Origin of the sequence: Massilia sp. 9096 (assembly GCF_000745265.1) — a bacterium.
GTDB lineage: Bacteria > Pseudomonadota > Gammaproteobacteria > Burkholderiales > Burkholderiaceae_D > Telluria.
Genome location: NZ_JQNN01000001.1, coordinates 775,708 through 793,694, shown reverse-complemented (window position 1 = coordinate 793,694; position 17,987 = coordinate 775,708). Strand labels below are relative to the sequence as shown.

The following is a 17,987-nucleotide window of genomic DNA, read 5'->3' as shown; positions in this document are numbered from 1 at the left end:
TCCTGAACGCAACACTGGAAAGCCATGTACGAAACGACTCGCTCCACTTACGCTCTGGCCGCCGCGCTCCTGCTGCCCACCCTGGCAGCCCCGGCGATCGGCCATGCCGCCGACAGCGCCCCGAGCCCGATCGCGCAAACCAATGCTGCCCCGGCGGTGATGGCAAAAGCCATCCCAACCCTGCCCCCGGCCAAGGCCGACGATTACAAGGATCCGGACCTGTGGGCCCGCATCCGCAGCGGTTACGCCATCCCCGACATCAACAACAGCCTGGTCGAGAAAGACGTCCAGCTGTTCACCGCCCGCCCCGACGCCCTGGTGCGCACCTCGACGCGCGCCTCGCTCTACCTGTACCACGTGGTGCAGGAACTGGAAAAGCGCGGCATGCCGACCGAACTGGCCCTGCTGCCGGTGATCGAGTCGGGCTTCAACCCGCAGGCGCTGTCGAACAAGGATGCCGCCGGCATCTGGCAATTCGTGCCGGGCACCGGCCGCGACTTCAACCTGCAGCAGAACATGTTCAAGGACGAGCGCCGCGGCGTGCTGGCCTCGACCGATGCCGCCCTCAGCTACCTGCAGCGCCTGTACACGATGTTCGGCGACTGGCAGCTGGCCCTGGCGGCGTACAACTGGGGCGAAGGCAACGTCCAGAAAGCGATCCAGAAAAACCGCTCGCTCGGCAAGCCCACCGATTTCGAAAGCCTGGCCGATTCGATGCCGGCCGAGACGCGCAACTACGTGCCCAAGCTGCAGGCGGTCAAGAACATCATCGCCAACCCGGCGCAGTACGGCATCTCGCTGCCGAACATCGACAACCAGCCCTACTTCACCACGGTCGACAAGACCTCGGACATCGACCTGGCCGTGGCCGCCCAGCTGGCCGAGATGTCGGTCGACGAATTCAAGGCCCTGAATCCGCAGTTCAAGAAACCGGTCATCGCCGGCGATTCGCAGATCCTGCTGCCGAAGGAAAACGCCGAGAAGTTCCACCTGAACCTGGCGCAATGGGGTCACGCGCTGTCGACCTGGACCACGCACAAGATCACTGGCGCCAAGGAATCGATCGCCTCGCTGGCCTCGAAATTCAACACGACGCCGGAAGTCATCCGCCAGGCCAACAACATTCCGCCGCAGATGCGCCTGAAGGCCGGCTCGACCATCCTGGTGCCCAAGACCAGCGCCAGCGCCGACAACGACATCACCGAGAACATCGTCGAGAACGCCCAGATCGCGCTCGAAGCCGACCGCGGCGACAGCAAGCGCAAGGGTCGCCCCTTGACCGGCATGCAACGATTCAAGGCCAGCGCCGCCAATGCCATGGCCGAGATCAAGAGCCGCGTCGCGCACAAGTCCAGCCGTGAGAACGGCCGCAAGCACCGCTGAGATCGTTTCACTCCGGTGTTCCAGCGCAGTACCGCGCCCGGCCGCGAAAGGCCGCGGCGCGGTATTCGCGTTTTGCGATACGCCGTGCACGCTTTCCAAAATTGCGGTATAGTGTTGTTTGTGCGTTGCAAAACGCGTGAGCAGACAACCCTCCGCGACAGATGCACCCTTAACAGCTTCGCAAGCCCAGGCATCCAAGAGGATGTCCTTTCATAAGCCCTCCCGCCCTGCGTGCCGAGAGTGAACCGACGAAACCCGCAACATGCAGGCTTCAGGTTCCTCTAGATGGCACCGTCCCGGCGCAAAGCTTTTGTGCCGAAATTTCTTTTGTTTCTGAGTCATTTCGTATTGTTGGCTCGCGTTGCTATTCCGCGTCCCGCCCTTTGAATGCGTGGACGCTCACTGATCCAAACCGAGAGTAAATTACACAATGAGTTTTGAAGCATTAGGCTTACACGCGTCCATCGTCCAAGCAGTTGCACAAGCCGGCTACGAAAAGCCGACCCCGGTGCAAGAGCAGGCGATCCCGGCAGGCATCGCAGGCCGCGATCTGCTGGTCTCGTCGCAAACCGGTTCGGGCAAGACCGCGGCATTCATGCTGCCGGCCCTGAACCGCTTCGCCAACACGGAACCGGCACCGGCCGCCCGTACCCCTGCGCAGGAAGCGCAGGCCGCCAAGGCACGCGGCGAGCGCGTCCGTTTCAAGGCAGCCCAGCCGAAAATGCTGGTGCTGACCCCGACCCGCGAGCTGGCCCTGCAGGTGACCCAGGCCACCGAACAGTACACCGTCAACATGCGCCGCATCCGCGCCGTGTCGATCCTGGGCGGCATGCCGTACCCGAAACAGATGCAGCTGCTGGCCAAGAATCCGGAAATCCTGGTCGCCACCCCGGGCCGCCTGATCGATCACATGGAGTCGGGCAAGATCGACTTCTCGCAGCTCGAAGTGCTGGTGCTGGACGAAGCGGACCGCATGCTGGACATGGGCTTCATCGACGACATCGAAAAGATCGTCGCCGCGACCCCGGATTCGCGCCAGACCATGCTGTTCTCGGCCACGCTGGATGGCGTCGTCGGCAACATGGCGCGCCGCATCACCAAGAATCCGCAAGTGATTCAGATCATGAGCGCCGCCAACCGCCATGAAAACATCACGCAGAAGGTGCACTTCGTCGACGACCTGTCGCACAAGAACCGCCTGCTCGACCACCTGCTGCGTGACGAGTCGATGGACCAGGCCGTGGTGTTCACCGCGACCAAGCGCGACGCCGACACCATCGCCGACCGCCTGAACATCGCCGGCTTCTCGGCCGCGGCGCTGCACGGCGACATGCACCAGGGCGCGCGTAACCGCACGCTGGACGGCATGCGCCGCGGCCAGGTGCGCGTGCTGGTGGCCACCGACGTCGCCGCGCGCGGCATCGACGTGCCGACCATCACCCACGTGGTGAACTACGACCTGCCGAAGTTCCCCGAGGACTACGTGCACCGTATCGGCCGTACCGGCCGCGCCGGCCGCAACGGCATCGCGGTGTCATTGGTGAATCACTCGGAAGGCATGAACGTCAAGCGCATCGAGCGCTTCACCAAGCAGACCATCCCGGTCGACGTGGTCGAAGGCTTCGAGCCGAAGCGTTCGGCGCCGGCACGCTCGGGCAACCGTCCGGGCTGGAAACCGGGCGACGGCCGCAACAACGGCGGCGGCCAGGCCAAGTTCGGCCAGCGCAGCTTCCAGAAGCCGGGCGCACCGGCTTCGGCGCCGCGTGAAGGCGGTTATCGCGGCGACGCACCGCGCCGCGAAGGCGGTTTCGCAGGCGAAGGCCAGCGTCGTGAAGGCGGCTTCCGTGCCGAGGGCAATGGCTACCGCGGCGACGCGAACGGCCAGCGTCGTGAAAGCGGCTACCGCAACGACGGCGGCCCGCGCCGCGAGCGTTCGGCTTCGGGTTCGGGCTTCGGCCACCCGCGCTCGACCGATGCGGCGCGCCGCAGCTTCGGCGATCGCTGATCGGACTTGAAGGGGCCGCGTGCCCCTGTCGAATCATGAAAAAGGCTGCCTCGGCAGCCTTTTTTTTATCCGTTCGCGCCGGGAACGCTCAATCGCGGCCGCCCAGGCCGGCTGCGTCGATCATGGTATCGACCGATGCCGCCAGCGCCTCGCGCGCGTGCGCGCGCAAGGGGCCCGGCTCGGCGCCGAACAGCGCGCGCACCAGTCCGGGCATCAGGGCGGCATCCACCAGGGCCAGTGCCGCCGCCTGCGCCTCGCCGGCGGCGGCGTCGGCGTGCGCGCCGATATCGAAGCCTGCGGACGAACGCGGGCGGATCGCCCGGTCGATATGCTCGACGCCGATTCTTTGCAGGACGACGTCCACACCGAGGGCGGCGTCGTGCAAGCGCGGGGCTTCCGTCACGATCAGGCGCAGCAGCGCGATCGCATCCGGCTGCAGCACCTTGTCGATCACGGTTTCGCCGGCGCGCACCAGTCGCGCGCGCAATGGTGCCTCCGCGCCGCCGTCGTCCACCTCGATCTCGAACAGGCGTCGCAGCTTGCTGTCGACGACCGCCTGCAGCAAGGCCGTCTTGTTGGCGTAACGCGCATAAATGCTCGCCTTGCCCGCACGCGCATCCACGGCCACCTGGTCGCAGCTCGTGCCTTCATAGCCGTGCGCCAGGAACAGTTTCGTGGCGGCCGCCAATAGCCGCTCTTCCACATCTCCCTTGCGCGCCAGCGGCGGCCGTCCCCCCGCCCCACGTTTGACCAAGGCCGTCGTCATCGGTTCACTCCAATTCTCCACCACACAGTTATCACACATGCTAGACTGAACCGTTCAGTTCAGTTTTTTTCATTTCAACGACTCATACAAAGGAGTTTACATGTCCGACGCCGTCCGCCCTTTCCAGCTATCGATCCCGCAAGAGCAGCTCGACGACCTGCAAGTCCGCCTCGAGCGCACCCGCTGGCCCGATCCCGAAACCGTCGACGACGCCAGCCAGGGGCCACAACTGGCAAACATCCAGGCCCTGGTCCGGCGCTGGCGCGACGGCTACGACTGGCGCCGCTGCGAGCGCATGCTGAACGCGTTCGGGCAATATCATACCCAAATCGATGGGCTCGACATCCATTTCCTCCACATCCGCTCGCCGAATCCGGACGCGATCCCGCTCCTGCTGACGCATGGATGGCCGGGTTCGGTGCTGGAATTTCGCGACGTGATTGGACCGTTGAGTGACCCGGCCGCGCACGGCGGCAGCGCCGACGACGCTTTTCACCTGGTCATTCCATCGCTGCCGGGTTTCGGGTTTTCCGGCCAGCCCACGACGTCCGGCTGGAGCGTCGGACGCATCGCCGGCGCATGGATCACGCTCATGCAGCGGCTCGGCTACACCCGCTGGGCCGCGCAAGGCGGCGACTGGGGCGCTGCGATCACCACCACGCTGGGCTACATGGCGCCCGAATCCTTGATCGGCATTCATTTGAACATGGCGATGTTCCAGCCGACCGAACAGGAGCGCGCCGCCGCCAGCGCCGATGAGCAGGCCATGCTCGACGACGCCGGGCGCTACGAACAGGAATTCTCGGGTTACTACAAGCTGCAAAGCACGCGTCCGCAATCGGTCGCGTTCAGTCTGGCCGATTCGCCGGCCGGCCTGGCCGCATGGATCTATGCCTTGTTCCAGGACGTTTCGGACAACGACGGCGACGTCGAAGCGGTCTTTGAGCTCGACCACCTGATCGACGACATCATGCTGTACTGGCTGCCCAACACCGGCGCCAGTTCCGCGCGTCTCTACTGGGAGACGATGCAGTCGATGCGCCAGGGCGGCATGCCGTCGGCGCCGATGACGACGCCGGCCGGCATCAGCATGTTTCCGCATGAGCAGATCAGGCTGTCGAAACGCTGGGCCGAGCGGCGCTTCGCCAAGCTGGTCCACTTTAATGAACTGCCGCGCGGCGGCCATTTCGCCGCCCTGGAACAACCGGCGGCATTCGCGCAGGAAGTGCGGGCAAGCTTCCGCTTCGCGCGCGGCTAACGGGCACGACTACAGCGCGCAGCTGCGGAATCCCGCGTAGATATCGTCACGCTCCGGTGTGAAGAAATTGCGGAACTGCGGCGAGCGCAGGCGCGCCGGCGTCGCGAACGAGGCGCCGCGCAGCGTCTGGCGGCTGCCGAACCAGGGCTGCGAATATTCGAGGTAGCGGTCCGGCGCGAAGCCGGGATACGGTTCGAAACGCGATGCGGTCCACTCCCACAGCTGGCCCCAACCAAAGCCCGGCTGGCTCGAGGTGGCGGCGAATTCCCACTCCGCCTCCAGGGGCAGGCGGCGGCCGGCCCAGGCGCACCAGGCTTGCGCCTCGAACAGCGTGACGTGGCGCACCGGCTCATCCATCGCCAGCGCCAGCTCGCGGCCGAAACGGGTGTGACGCCAGTCACCGCCTTCGCGGTGCCAGTAGCGTGGCGACGACCGCTCCTGCCCCATCAGCCAGTTGCGGCCCGCCTCGCTCCAGTAAGCCGGACGCTGGTAGCCGCCGTCTTCCATGAATTCGAGGTACTGGGCATTGGTCACCAGGCCGGCATCGATCGCAAACGGCGCGACGCGGACGCGCGCGCCGTTCTTCTCGTTGTCGAACACGAAGCCGCACGACTGGTCGCCGCCGCGCATGAAGGCGCCGCCGCCGAACGCCACCTCGCCGCGCGCATGCGCCGGCGCGGGCGCGGCGGTGCGTGCGGACTGCGCCAGCAGCACCGCCAGTTCGGGCTGCGGCCGGACGCCCAGCGTCTGCAGCGTGTACAGGTAGGCTTCGCCGTGCATGTCTTCATGGGCCAGCGCCAGGCGGTAGGGGTACAGGGCCGCGTCGTGGGAAGATGCGCGCGCCAGGCGGTCGAGGATGCGCTCGAGGACCTCGCGGCAATAGGTCTTGAGCGCGCCGGGGCTGGGCAGGTCGAGCGTCCAGCGGCTCTTGTGCGGCACCAGGTTGGAGTCGAACCAGTCGTCGCCGCGCGCCAGCAGGCCGGGCTTCTGGGCGCCGGCCGGATGGCTGCTGATGGCCTCGCGCAGCACGAACCACTCGGCGAACCAGGCGGTATGCCCGAGCTCCCACAGCGGTGGGTTGACGATCGACAGGCGCGGCACATTGTGCGGCTGGTCGTAGCCGGCGGCGGCCAGGGAATCGAACAGGGCCAGCGTATAATGCCGCGCATCCTGCAACGCGGCCGCCAGCTGGTCCGGTCCGGCGGTGCGGAAGGATGCAAGGTCTTGGCTCATGCATTCATTGTACTTCCAATCGATCTTCAACTTCGCATCTCGACTTCGCAACTCCGACTCCGCATGCCGCGTCCCCACATCCTGATCGTCAGCCCGGCCTCGCGCCGCGAGAACAACGGCAACTGGCAGACCGCCAGCCGCTGGCGCCGTCACCTCGCACGCGACGGGCGCGTCTCGATCTCCTCGGATTGGCGAAGCGGCGACAGCGCGCCCGACCTGCTGATCGCCCTGCACGCGCGCCGCTCCGGCCCCGCGCTGGCGGCGTTCAAGACCGCGCATCCGCACAAGCCGGCGCTGCTGGTCCTGACCGGCACCGACCTGTACCGCGACATCCACGAAGACGACACCGCGCGCACCTCGCTGGCGCTGGCCGATGCGATCGTCGTGCTGCAGCCGCGCGGCCTGGACCAGCTGGACGCCGCCGCGCGCGCCAAGGCCCGGGTGATCTACCAGTCGGCGCCGGCGATGCGCACCAGGCGGCGCGCCCGCGCGCATCCGCACGCACACACGCACACGCACATGCACATGCACGCGCGCGACGAGGTGCCGCTGGACGTGGCCATGATCGGCCACCTGCGCGACGAAAAAGACCCGCTCACCTTCATCGGCGCCGCCGCCCTGGTGCATGCGCCCGGCGTGCGCCTGCTGCACGTCGGCGCCGCCCTCGATCCCCTGCTGGCCGACGCCGCCCGCAGCGCGCAGGACGCCAATCCGCGCTACCGCTGGCGTGGCGCCCTGCCCCACATGAGCACGCGCCGCCTGCTGCGCCGCTGCCACGCGATGGTGATCGCCTCCCGGATGGAAGGCGGCGCCAACGTGATCATCGAGGCCGTCACCTGCGACGTGCCGGTGCTGGCATCAAGCATCGACGGCAACCGCGGCATGCTGGGCGAAGACTACGCCGGCTACTTCGCGCTGGGCGACGCCGCGGCGCTGGCCGCGCTGATCGAACGCAGCGTGTTCGAGGCCGCCTTTTACGCCCGCCTGCAGCGCCAATGCGCCGCGCGCGCCCGGCTGTTTGCCCCCGAGGCCGAGCAAGCGCGCCTGCTCGACTTGGTGGATAATCTGCTGTCTCGAAATCTGCCGTAACCCATATAGGATCTGACATGAGCACACCCGACCAACCTCTCAAACTGACTTCGTTCTCCCACGGCGGCGGCTGCGGCTGCAAGATCGCGCCCGGCGTGCTGTCCGAGATCCTCAAGAAGTCGAGCGGCTTCCCGGTGCCGAAAGAACTCATGGTCGGCATCGAGACCGCCGACGACGCCGCCGTCTACAAGCTCAACGACGAGCAGGCGCTGATCGCCACCACCGACTTCTTCATGCCGATCGTCGACGATCCCTACGACTTCGGCCGCATCGCCGCCACCAACGCGATCTCCGACGTCTACGCCATGGGCGGCACGCCGATCATGGCGCTGGCGCTGGTCGGCATGCCGATCAACAAGCTGCCGCTGGAGACCATCGGCAAGATCACCGAAGGCGGCGCGTCGATCTGCGCGGAAGCGGGCATCCCGATCGCCGGCGGCCACACGATCGACTCGGTCGAGCCGATCTACGGCCTGGTCGTGATGGGCCTGGTGCATCCATCGAAGGTCAAGCGCAACGCCGGCGCGCGCGCGGGCGACGTGCTCGTCCTCGGCAAGCCGCTCGGCGTGGGCGTGCTGTCGGCCGCGCTGAAGAAAGACAAGCTGGATGCCGACGGCTACGCGGCAATGATCGCCAACACGACCAAGCTGAACAAGCCGGGCAAGGCCTTGTCGGAGATGCCGGGCGTGCACGCGCTGACCGACGTCACCGGCTTCGGCCTGCTCGGCCACCTGCTCGAACTGGCACGCGGCGCGCAGCTCACGGCAACGCTCGAGATGGACAAGATCCCGCTGCTGCCGGGCGTGGCCCAGCTGGCGCACGACGGCTATTTCACCGGCGCCTCGGGGCGCAACTGGGAGGGCTACGGCCATGACGTCGAGCTGGGCGCGGGCGTGGGCGACACCGGGCGCGTGCTGCTGACCGACCCGCAGACCTCGGGCGGCCTGCTGGTGTCGTGCGACCCGGCCAGCGTCGACGAGGTGCTGGCGCTGTTCGCGCGCGAGGGCTTCGGCGAAGCCGCGGTGATCGGCCGGATGGAAGCCGGCGCGGCGCGCGTGATCGTAGAATGAGCGCGGCCTGAACCTCACACCACGAACAAGCCCGTCTCATGCTCCGGATGCGTCGCATCCGGATCGATATCGAGCACCACCCCATCCTGGCCGGCGATGCGCACCGGCAGCATCTGGATCAGGCTGTAGCGCCGCTGCTCTGCGTACTGCTTGCTGCCGGCAAAGCCGGTCGATTGCGACAGCCACGACAGGGCGCAGATACCGCGCTCGATGAGCGTCGCACAGCACAGACCCGAGCCGTACACGCCGACGCGATAGGACGGCTTGCCCTCGGCCCCGACGTACAGCGCCGCATGCACGCCGGTGAAGTAATTGCTGATCGCGCCGTCGAGGTCGGCCTGGGTCGGGTCGTAGTCGACCGCGAAGTAAATCGCCGAGCCGTAGGGCTGGCCGATCGTCTCGCGCGCCATGCGAAAGGCCATGGCGCCGTCGGCCAGGCCCTGGTCGCGCGTGAAATAGTTGGCGTAGGTGCCCCTGGTCTCCCACACCACGCCGATCTGCAGCCCGGCCTGGGCCAGCGCGCGCGCCTCGCCCAGCGATAAATTCTTGGCCGCGTTGGTGCTGTAGTAGCGCAGCGCAAACTCGTAGCCCTGCTCGCGCAGCGCCGCCGCATGTCGCGTGAGTTCCATCGTCGTGTCCAGGCCTTTGCGTACCGCCATGCCGCCCCCAAGGATGTTTCAGCGGTTGGCCGGATCGCGGCCGGCGTGCGGGACCACGTCCAGGCGCCCGGGCGGCAGCGCGTGCGGCGTCTCGATCTTGTATGGCGCCTCGTTGTAGTGGCTGGCGATTCGCGCCGGCGCCAGCTTGCGCAGCGCCACCAGGCTGGCCAGCGCCAGCAGGATCAGCATCATCCCGAGCAGGGCCAGCGCGACCGGCATCGGCATACCAAGGATCAAGTCCTGGCTCATGGGGTCTCCTCTGTCAATATTCATCCTTGGGGCGCTTGTGATACCGCAAGTGAATACTGCCACCAGATCCGTACGGCAGTTTGACGGCGATCAATATCCTGCTCTCAAACAAGATGTGGCGATCGCCAAACTGCAGAGTAGGAAATGCTTGACACGCCAAACAAAATTCACTTAGAGTGAAGAAATGTTATCCCTACTGCCTCAGTCGACGATCCTACCGCTGCCGATCCTATCGGCCAGCCTGCTACTACGCGCTTGAGCGCGACGCTGTTCCGACAGCAAAGCCCGGCGCCAGCCGGATTCTCGTAGCCCAGGAAGTTGCACCGATGTCAGCCTTCACAGAGTTCACCCAGTTTTCGCAAGCATCACCCAGCGCCGGAACCATCCTGCCGTCGTCCGGCGACCCTGCACGCTGTTACGCGGATTGGCGGCTACAGCTACCGAGCGGTTGCCGGGCCTAGCGTTTCGTGGCCCGCCCGGCAGCCCACGCCACACCGCGCAGCGCGCAGTTCGCATGATTGACCCATGCGCCCCATTCGACAAATCCGCAGAATTTACAGTGTCCAGGAGCTTCCGATGTTGACCAACCCCGCCGCCAAGTACCGCCCCTTCCCCGCCGTCCAGATCGACAATCGTCAATGGCCGAGCCGCACCATCACCCAGCCGCCGATCTGGATGAGCACCGACCTGCGTGACGGCAACCAGGCCCTGATCGAGCCGATGAGCCCGGACAAAAAGCTGCGCTTCTTCGAACAGCTGGTCAAAATCGGCATCAAGGAGATCGAGGTCGGCTTCCCGTCGGCGTCGCAGACCGACTTCGATTTCGTGCGCATGCTGGTCGAGGAAAAGCGCATCCCTGACGACGTCACCATCATCGTGCTGACCCAGGCGCGCGACGAACTGATCCGCCGCACCGTGGAAAGCTGTATCGGCGCCAGGCGCGCCATCGTCCACGTCTACAACTCGGTGGCGCCGGTGTTCCGCCGCGTGGTGTTCGGCATGGACCAGGACGAGATCGTGCAGATCGCGGTCAAGGGCACCCAGTTGATCAAGGAACTGGTGGCCCGGCATCCGGACACGCAGTGGGGCCTGGAGTATTCGCCGGAATCGTTTTCGACCACGGAACTCGAGTTTTCCAAGCGCATCGTCGACGCGGTCAGCGCCGTGTGGCAGCCGACCCCGGCCAACCGCATGATCGTCAACCTGCCCTCGACGGTGGAAGCGGCGACCCCGAACGTCTACGCCGACCAGATCGAGTGGATGTGCCGCCACCTGAACGACCGCGACAGCCTGGTCATCAGCGTGCACCCGCACAATGACCGCGGCACCGCCGTGGCCGCCGCCGAGCTGGCCGTGATGGCCGGCGCCGACCGCGTCGAAGGCTGCCTGTTCGGCAATGGCGAGCGCACCGGCAACGTCGACCTGGTGACGCTGGCCCTGAACCTCTACACCCAGGGCGTGCACCCGGGCCTGGACTTTTCCGACATCGACGCGGTGCGCCAGCTGGTCGAGGAATGCAACCAGATCCCGGTGCACCCGCGCCACCCCTACGTCGGCGACCTGGTGTTCACGGCGTTTTCGGGCTCGCACCAGGACGCGATCAAGAAGGGCTTCGCCCAGCAGAAGCCGGATGCGATCTGGGAAGTGCCCTACCTGCCGATCGACCCGGCGGATCTCGGCCGCAGCTACGATGCGGTGATCCGCGTCAACAGCCAGTCCGGCAAGGGCGGCATGGCTTACCTGCTCGAGCAGGAATACGGCCTCGAATTGCCGCGCCGCCTGCAGATCGAATTCTCGCGCGTGGTGCAGAAGCACGCCGACGCCACCGGCCGCGAAGTGGCCGCCGCCGACATCCACGCGCTGTTCGCACGCGAGTACTTCGAGCAGGACAACGCGGCGTATCGCTACGTCTCGCACCGCATGGTCGAGAACAGCGAGAGCGACCAGCGCGTGCAGATCGACACCGCCGTGCAGCACGAGCGCGTGCTTGAATCGCGCCACGGCACCGGCAACGGCCCGATCGACGCGTTCGTGGCCGCGCTCGGCCTGGACATCCGCCTGATGGACTACCACGAGCATGCGATCAGCTCGGGCGCCGACGCGCGCGCCGCCTGCTACGTCGAACTGCGCCTCGGCAACGGCCCGACGCTGTTCGGCGCGGCGATCGACAGCAACATCGTCACCGCCTCGTTCAAGGCCGTGCTGTCGGCGGTGAACCGCCAGATCGCGATGGCGCGCGACGCCGGCCAGGCGCCGCTCGATGGCGATAAACTGCGCGCGGCCTGATGACGGCAGCGCTGGACCGCCTGCCGCCCCTGCCCGCCATCCCCGGGACGGCCGATGACGCCCTCGCGCGCAACGGGGTGCGCGAGGCGCGCGACGCCCAGGTGCGCGGCGTGGTCTCGATGGCGGCGATGCGCGATGCGATCAAGGACGCGGCGCGCGCGCTGCCTTCGATGTCCGACGTCGGGCGCGTGCGCGTGCCGGATGGCGCGGCCTTCCGCGCACGCGCCGCCGCGGGACTGCCTTTTGTCATGACCGGCGTGCTCAAGCGCTGGCCCTTGAGCCGTCTCACCGTAGCCGGGATGCGCGAACGCTGCGGCGACGCGCCCGTGCGTGCGCGCGTGGGCGACTACATCGGCACCGCGTTCGCACCCGACCGCGCAATGCGCGACATGGCGCTGCGCGACTATCTCGACCTGGTCGCCGCCCCCGCCGACGGACTCCCGCCGTACGTCGGCAACCTGGAATTGCGCCCGCTGAATGCGCTGTGCCACTGGCCCGGCTATTTCGAGCGCATGGGCCCGCCGCGCTACTGGCTCGGACCGGCCGGCACCATCACCCCGCTGCACTGCGACTACGACGACAACGTCTTCGCCCAGGTCTGGGGCAGCAAGCGCATCATGCTGGCGCCGCCGCATCATGAGCCCTACCTGTACGTGCGCGAAGCCAATCCGGTGCTGTTCGGCTCCCCGGTCGACGCCGAAGCGCCCGACTTCGACCGCTATCCGCTGGCGCGCCAGGCGACGCTGATCGAAGTCGTCGTCCAGCCGGGCGAGATGCTGTACGTGCCGGCCGGCTGGTATCACCAGGTGCATGCGCTGGAATTTTCGCTGTCGGTGAACCGCTGGGCGCGCGGGGTGCCGCTGGCGCTGGGCGAGGCGGCTGGGATACGGGTTTGAATCGCTGCGGAACGTCGGGCTGTCAAGGTTCATCTGACTGAGCGGATCTGCACGATGAAGTTGAGGTGACATCCCACGATGCTAGATGCCGTGACGGACTTGCTACAATCGATTCGTGATGCAGAAGGCAGCCGATGAGGCCAGCCTTGTCGACTGCAGAAGCAGTAGACCTCATTCATGTCAAAGCCCATCGAAGCACTTCATGAGCACGCAAGAAAGCGTCGGCCCGCGATAAGCATGTGCGGATGGCTACTGAAAGGCATCTGAGGCGTGCTTCTGACCGCTGAAGTAGGAAATAGCGCTTCTTTGCAAACGTAACGAAGCGCTTATCCTCCCTATCGGAACTACGTTTTGTCGGAATCCTCGACGCGTTCAGTATTGCGTTGGCGACTAGTCTTACCGACTTACCGGTTGCATTAGCAGCGTTACCGGCGTTCTTGCCGCGTATTTAGCGCTGGCTAGCTTGCTATCTCCAAGAGTTCATCCTATACTTAACTTGTACCACTTATAGTACAAGTACAGCCCAAGCATAGACTACTACCGACTCTGATCACGACGCTCAAACTCCGACCACGACGATACTGAAGACGAAACCGAATACGTAACGCTACGAATCTGACGAAACTGACGCCGCCAACTAACAAGACTACCTGCGAAGACGAAGACAACGACGACTACGACACTACTGACAAAGACAACGACACTTACGAATCAAAGCTGCGATAACACTAGGCAGCGTGGAGTACCCAAAATGAGAATCATCAACTTTTCCGATGCTCGCAACAGTCTACGGACTGTAATCGACCAGGTGGTTGAGGATGCCGACGTAACCGTTATTTCGCGCCGCGATGCGCCAGATGCAGTAGTCATGTCCTTTGATCACTACAGCAGCCTCATGGAGACTGTGCACTTGTTGAGTTCGCCTGCGAACGCAGCTCACCTTGCAAAGTCACTTGCTCAGGCCCGCACCGGTCAAGCGCAGCATCGGGAATTAATTGAAATACCCGAAGCTGAGGAACCGCAAGATGGGCAACAAGAAGTTCACGAATGAAGGTTGGAACGACTACCTTTATTGGCAGACGCAGGACAGAAAGACGCTTAAACGCATCAATGATCTGATCAAGGATGTCGAGAGAGACCCATTCGCCGGCATTGGCAAACCTGAGGCCTTGAAGCACAGCCTCAGCGGATGCTGGTCAAGACGCATTGACGAGACCAATCGTCTAGTTTACATGGTAAGTAATGATGAGCTAATCATCCTCTCTTGCCGTTATCACTACTGATGGCTTAAGGGGGAACTGCCCTTTTCTTTGCCACATTGGCAGGAACTCAAACCCTATCTCCCGCCAGTCCGCGTCGCGGCCATGCTTGAGTCGAGCGCCGACCGCACGAAGACAACCGTGGTGCGACAATATAGGCCATACCTCGTACCAGCTGTGATCGTGGCTACCATTTATTTCGTGGCTTTTCTGGACTCAGTCAGATTGACCTGCTGAACATCGCGGCCGGTCGCAGCATTGCCGCGCGCGTCCGACCCCGTTCTCGGATCGGGCACCAGCTTGGCTTCGCCATCGACGTTCACGACGCGGTCGACCGTGGCGGTCGGCCTGGATACCTCGGCGGCTTGCTGGACGGTGTCGCCGGTGACGCCGTGCGGGTACTTCTGGTCGTTGAGATTGTCGGCCATGGGCTGCTCCTTCATGGTAATGATCGATGACCTCCATGGTAGACCCCGGCGCGCCGCGGCGAATAGGAATCGCGACCGAAGTCGTGTAGGACAGGGGCCAGCACGACACCCTGGCTCACGATCCGGTGCCTATCCCCTTGGCCTCGCCTCCATCGCCACCCGTGCCCTGCTGCCCGACCCGCTCGTACTCGGCGATCACCTGCGCCCCGAACAGCAGCAGAGAAGCCGCGATCTCGAGGCTGAACATGACGACGATCGCCGTGCTCATCGAGCCGTACACGACGTTGACCTTGGACAGCGTGGTGAAGTACCACACCAGCACGTGGCGCGCGATCTCCCACAGCAGCGCCGCGGTGACGCCGCCGATGAAGGCGTGCGACAGCGACAGGCGGCCGACCGGCATCACCATGTAGATCGAGGTCAGCACCAGGATCTCGCCGCCCAGGCCGAGCAGGTACAGCAGCGCGCCGGAGATCCCGTTGAGCGACCATGTGTGGCCGAACAGCTCGACGCTCTCGGTGCCGATGACCTGCAGCGTGCCGGCCGCCAAGGTGACGATCATCACGCCGAAGCCGAGCGCCAGCACGTAGCAGTAAGGCATGATGGCCGAGATCAGGAAGTGGCGCCGCCGTACCGACGCGCGGTGCTTGAAGATCACGCTCATCGATTGTTCCAGTACGGCGAATGCGAGCGAGCTGAAGAACAGCATGGTCGCGCCCAGCACCCAGGTGATCAGGTCGCGCGAGTCGAGGAAGTGCGCGACCTCGGCGATGATGGGTTTCGACTGCCCGGGCACGATCAGTTCGAGGTAGCGGCGCAACGTCAGCAGCAGTTCGTGCTGGTCGATGAAGTGCGACAGCACCACCACCACCAGCATCAGGAAGGGCACGATCGACAGCAGCGCGTAGTAGGCAACCGCGCCGGCCAGCAGCAGGCCCTGGTTGGCGCGGAAGTTCTTGACCGAGGTGAGCGCGAATTCGAGCGGGTGCGCCATGATCCAGGCGTTGGCGCGCCGGTTCAGGATGCGCAGGCGCAGGCTGCTCATCGGCTTGCTCGGTGCGTGCTCCCGCGTCTTCATCGGGCCAGCCTGATCCCGGTAAATTGCCAGCGCGCGCTGGCCGGGAAGAAATTGCGGTAGCTCGCGCGGGCGTGCCCGTGCGGGGTCGCGCACGAGGAACCGCGCAGCACGTACTGGTTGACCATGAACTTGCCGTTGTACTCGCCGAGCGCGCCGGCGGCCGGCTGGAAGCCCGGATACGGCGAGTAGCTGCTCCCGGTCCATTGCCAGCATTCGCCGAACATCTGGGTCAAGCCCGAACCGTCGGCTGCTCCCGGGTGCAGGTGACCCGACGTTACCTCCAGGTCGCGCGCCGCGAATTCCCATTCGGCCTCCAGCGGCAGGCGCGCGCCGCGCCAGCGCGCGTAGGCGTCGGCTTCGTACATCGAGACGTGGGTGACCGGCCGCGCCGGGTCGAGCGCTTGCAGGCCGTGCAGCGTGAATTCCCGCCAGACGCCGTCGTCCTCGCGCCAGTACAGCGGATGGGCCAGCTCGCCGGAGGCGACCCGGTCCCAGCCCTCGGACAGCCACAGCGAGGGGTCGCGGTAGCCGCCGGCTGCGATGAATTCGAGGTACTCGCCATTCGTGACCAGGCGCGAGGCCAGCGCGAAGGGCTGCAGGTAGACCCGGTGGCGCGGCGCTTCGTTGTCGAACGCGAAGCCGCGCCCGGCATGGCCGATCTCGGCCAGGTCGCCGGGGTAGTCGATCCAGCCCAGCGTGCCGGGCGCGCCAGCGGCCTCGAGCGGCGCGTCGAGGTAGGCCGGGGCCAGCGGGTTCTGCGCCAGCAGATGCTTGAGGTCCGTGAGGATCAGTTCCTGGTGCTGCTGCTCGTGCTGCAGGCCGAGTTCGACCAGCGCGGCCAGTTCGGCGTCATCGGGCCGTGCCGCCAGCAGCGCGCCCATGCGGCGGTCGACGTCGTGGCGGTAGGCCAGCACCTCGGACAGCGCCGGGCGCGTGAGCAGGCCGCGGCGCGGGCGCGGGTGCTTGTCGCCGACGCCGTTGTAGTAGGAATTGAACAAGATCCGGAACGCCGGGTGGAAGGGTTTGAATGCCGCTTCGCGCGCTTCCAGGATGAAGGTCTCGAAAAACCAGGTGGTGTGCGCCAGGTGCCATTTGACGGGACTGGCGTCGGGCATCGACTGGGCGCAACAGTCTTCCGGCGAGAGCGGTTCGGCCAGGTGCAGCGAACGCTGGCGCACCTGTTCGAACATGGCGGCGATGGAGCGGGTGGTCATCGTGCTTGCCTCGCTCAATGCGCCACCGCGCGCGCATGGACCACGGCGAACCACTCGCGCGGATCGGTCCAGACGCGCGTTGCGGCGAAGCCCGCTTCTTCCAGCAGGCGCACGGCGTTGTCGACGCGGTACTTGTAGCTGTTCTCGGTGTGGATGCGCTCGCCGGCCTCGAAGCGGCGGCTGGCGCCGTGCCACGATACCGTCTGCGCCGACCTGGCTTCCAGGTGCATTTCGATGCGGCCCTGGGCGGCGTTGTAGAACCCGCGGTGGCGCCACTGGCGGATGTCGAAGTCGGCGCCGAGCAGGCGGTTGACGTGGTTCAGCACGTTCAGGTTGAAAGCGGCCGTCACGCCCAGCGCATCGTCGTAGGCGGCGTCGAGCACGGCGTGGTCCTTGGCCAGGTCGACGCCGATCAGCAGGCCGCCATCGCGGCCGCAGCGTGCGCGCACGCGTTGCAGGAATTCGCGCGCTTCCTCGGGCGTGAAATTGCCGATCGACGAGCCGGGATAGAAGAACAGGCGGCGCTCTTCGCGCACGAAGTCCGGCAAGTCCCAGCCGTCGCGCGAAAAGTCCATGCCGACCGGACGCATCTCGATCTCGCGGAAGCGCTGCTGCAGGCGGGCCACGGCGTCAATCAGGAATTCGGCCGAGATGTCGACCGGCACGTACTGGCGCGGGCGCAGCAGCGGGAACAGGCTGGCCGCCTTGGCGCAATTGCCGGCGCCCAGGTCGATCAGGGTGCAGCCGCTGCCGACGGTACGCGCGATCTCGGCGCCATGCAGGTCGAAGATCGCCGCCTCGGTGCGGGTCGGGTAGTATTCGGGCAGTTCGCAGATCGCCTCGAACAGGCGCGAGCCGAGCGGGTCGTACAGGAACTTGGGCGAGATCCAGGCCTGGCGCTCGCGCAGGCTCGCGTCGAGTTCGGCGGGTACGTGCAAGGCCGCGGGGTCGAACGGCGCGTCGGTCGAAGTCTGGTTCAGCATCGTGGTCCTTGTTGGCGCCGCGCCGCGGTATGCAGCGAAGCCGGCAATGTTGCTGTTTCCATCATGATACGCGATTTGCCTGGCGGCGCGCATCGTCGGCCCAACCGTACCTGGCCCGGCCAAGGCGCAGG

At 65.7% G+C, this 17,987-nt stretch carries 17 protein-coding genes; 9 read left to right on the top strand and 8 right to left on the bottom strand.

Annotated features, from left to right (window positions below; translation table 11 throughout):
* Positions 1-24: 24 nt before the first annotated feature.
* Both FA90_RS03485 and FA90_RS03480 read left to right on the top strand, forming a co-directional pair.
* Positions 25-1,383: a transglycosylase SLT domain-containing protein gene (locus FA90_RS03485; protein WP_036165968.1), complete on the top strand. Its 1,359-nt coding sequence runs from the start codon at positions 25-27 to the stop codon at positions 1,381-1,383.
* A gap of 430 nt (positions 1,384-1,813) precedes the next feature.
* Positions 1,814-3,388, top strand: a complete 1,575-nt coding sequence (locus FA90_RS03480; protein WP_036165965.1) for a DEAD/DEAH box helicase — start codon at positions 1,814-1,816, stop codon at positions 3,386-3,388.
* An 88-nt stretch (positions 3,389-3,476) separates the two neighbouring features.
* Here the strand turns inward: FA90_RS03480 and FA90_RS24755 are convergent, their stop codons facing one another.
* Entirely contained in the window at positions 3,477-4,154 is a 678-nt protein-coding gene (locus FA90_RS24755; RefSeq protein ID WP_197065238.1) for a TetR/AcrR family transcriptional regulator, read from the bottom strand.
* Positions 4,155-4,254: 100 nt separating this feature from the next.
* Between FA90_RS24755 and FA90_RS03470 the strand changes: the two genes are divergently transcribed.
* A complete protein-coding gene (locus FA90_RS03470; RefSeq protein ID WP_036165962.1) occupies positions 4,255-5,412 on the top strand; it encodes an epoxide hydrolase family protein in 1,158 nt (385 codons plus the stop codon).
* Positions 5,413-5,421: 9 nt separating this feature from the next.
* On the opposite strand, the gene senA is transcribed toward FA90_RS03470, so the two are convergent.
* Complete coding sequence (gene senA / locus FA90_RS03465; RefSeq protein WP_197065237.1) at positions 5,422-6,645, bottom strand: selenoneine synthase SenA; 1,224 nt, start codon at positions 6,643-6,645, stop codon at positions 5,422-5,424.
* A gap of 63 nt (positions 6,646-6,708) precedes the next feature.
* On the opposite strand from senA, the gene senB reads away from it, so the two are divergent.
* On the top strand, positions 6,709-7,734 hold the full coding sequence (senB, locus tag FA90_RS03460; protein WP_036165958.1) for a selenoneine biosynthesis selenosugar synthase SenB: 1,026 nt from the start codon (positions 6,709-6,711) through the stop codon (positions 7,732-7,734).
* Between the two features lie 17 nt (positions 7,735-7,751).
* Positions 7,752-8,804: a selenide, water dikinase SelD gene (gene selD / locus FA90_RS03455; protein ID WP_036165955.1), complete on the top strand. Its 1,053-nt coding sequence runs from the start codon at positions 7,752-7,754 to the stop codon at positions 8,802-8,804.
* A gap of 14 nt (positions 8,805-8,818) precedes the next feature.
* Here selD and FA90_RS03450 read toward each other — a convergent pair whose 3' ends face one another.
* Positions 8,819-9,463 carry a DUF1906 domain-containing protein gene (locus FA90_RS03450; protein WP_036165952.1) on the bottom strand — a complete coding sequence of 215 codons (645 nt, stop codon included), beginning with the start codon at positions 9,461-9,463 and terminating at the stop codon, positions 8,819-8,821.
* 18 nt (positions 9,464-9,481) lie between these two features.
* Positions 9,482-9,712, bottom strand: a complete 231-nt coding sequence (locus tag FA90_RS03445) for a hypothetical protein (RefSeq protein WP_036165949.1) — start codon at positions 9,710-9,712, stop codon at positions 9,482-9,484.
* Positions 9,713-10,288: 576 nt separating this feature from the next.
* On the opposite strand from FA90_RS03445, the gene leuA reads away from it, so the two are divergent.
* The 4 genes from leuA (at position 10,289) to FA90_RS03430 (ending at position 14,177) form a co-directional block, all read left to right on the top strand.
* Positions 10,289-11,998: a 2-isopropylmalate synthase gene (leuA, locus tag FA90_RS03440; RefSeq protein WP_036165946.1), complete on the top strand. Its 1,710-nt coding sequence runs from the start codon at positions 10,289-10,291 to the stop codon at positions 11,996-11,998.
* Entirely contained in the window at positions 11,998-12,894 is an 897-nt protein-coding gene (locus tag FA90_RS03435) for a cupin-like domain-containing protein (RefSeq protein WP_036165943.1), read from the top strand. Before leuA ends, FA90_RS03435 begins: the two co-directional genes overlap by 1 nt.
* 751 nt (positions 12,895-13,645) lie before the next feature.
* Positions 13,646-13,945 carry a type II toxin-antitoxin system Phd/YefM family antitoxin gene (locus FA90_RS25460; RefSeq protein ID WP_081933614.1) on the top strand — a complete coding sequence of 100 codons (300 nt, stop codon included), beginning with the start codon at positions 13,646-13,648 and terminating at the stop codon, positions 13,943-13,945.
* Entirely contained in the window at positions 13,920-14,177 is a 258-nt protein-coding gene (locus tag FA90_RS03430; protein ID WP_036165940.1) for a Txe/YoeB family addiction module toxin, read from the top strand. The genes FA90_RS25460 and FA90_RS03430 overlap by 26 nt, the downstream gene beginning before the upstream one ends.
* 170 nt (positions 14,178-14,347) lie before the next feature.
* Here FA90_RS03430 and FA90_RS03425 read toward each other — a convergent pair whose 3' ends face one another.
* The 4 genes from FA90_RS03425 to egtD all read right to left on the bottom strand — a co-directional run bounded on the left by FA90_RS03425 (position 14,348) and on the right by egtD (position 17,856).
* Positions 14,348-14,581 carry a hypothetical protein gene (locus FA90_RS03425; RefSeq protein WP_156116568.1) on the bottom strand — a complete coding sequence of 78 codons (234 nt, stop codon included), beginning with the start codon at positions 14,579-14,581 and terminating at the stop codon, positions 14,348-14,350.
* A 115-nt stretch (positions 14,582-14,696) separates the two neighbouring features.
* Positions 14,697-15,575 (bottom strand): YihY/virulence factor BrkB family protein, encoded by an 879-nt coding sequence (locus tag FA90_RS03420; RefSeq protein WP_373994629.1) that lies wholly within the window; start codon positions 15,573-15,575, stop codon positions 14,697-14,699.
* Between the two features lie 80 nt (positions 15,576-15,655).
* On the bottom strand, positions 15,656-16,873 hold the full coding sequence (egtB, locus tag FA90_RS03415) for an ergothioneine biosynthesis protein EgtB (RefSeq protein WP_036165934.1): 1,218 nt from the start codon (positions 16,871-16,873) through the stop codon (positions 15,656-15,658).
* Between the two features lie 14 nt (positions 16,874-16,887).
* Positions 16,888-17,856: an L-histidine N(alpha)-methyltransferase gene (egtD, locus tag FA90_RS03410; protein ID WP_051971368.1), complete on the bottom strand. Its 969-nt coding sequence runs from the start codon at positions 17,854-17,856 to the stop codon at positions 16,888-16,890.
* Positions 17,857-17,987: the final 131 nt, after the last annotated feature.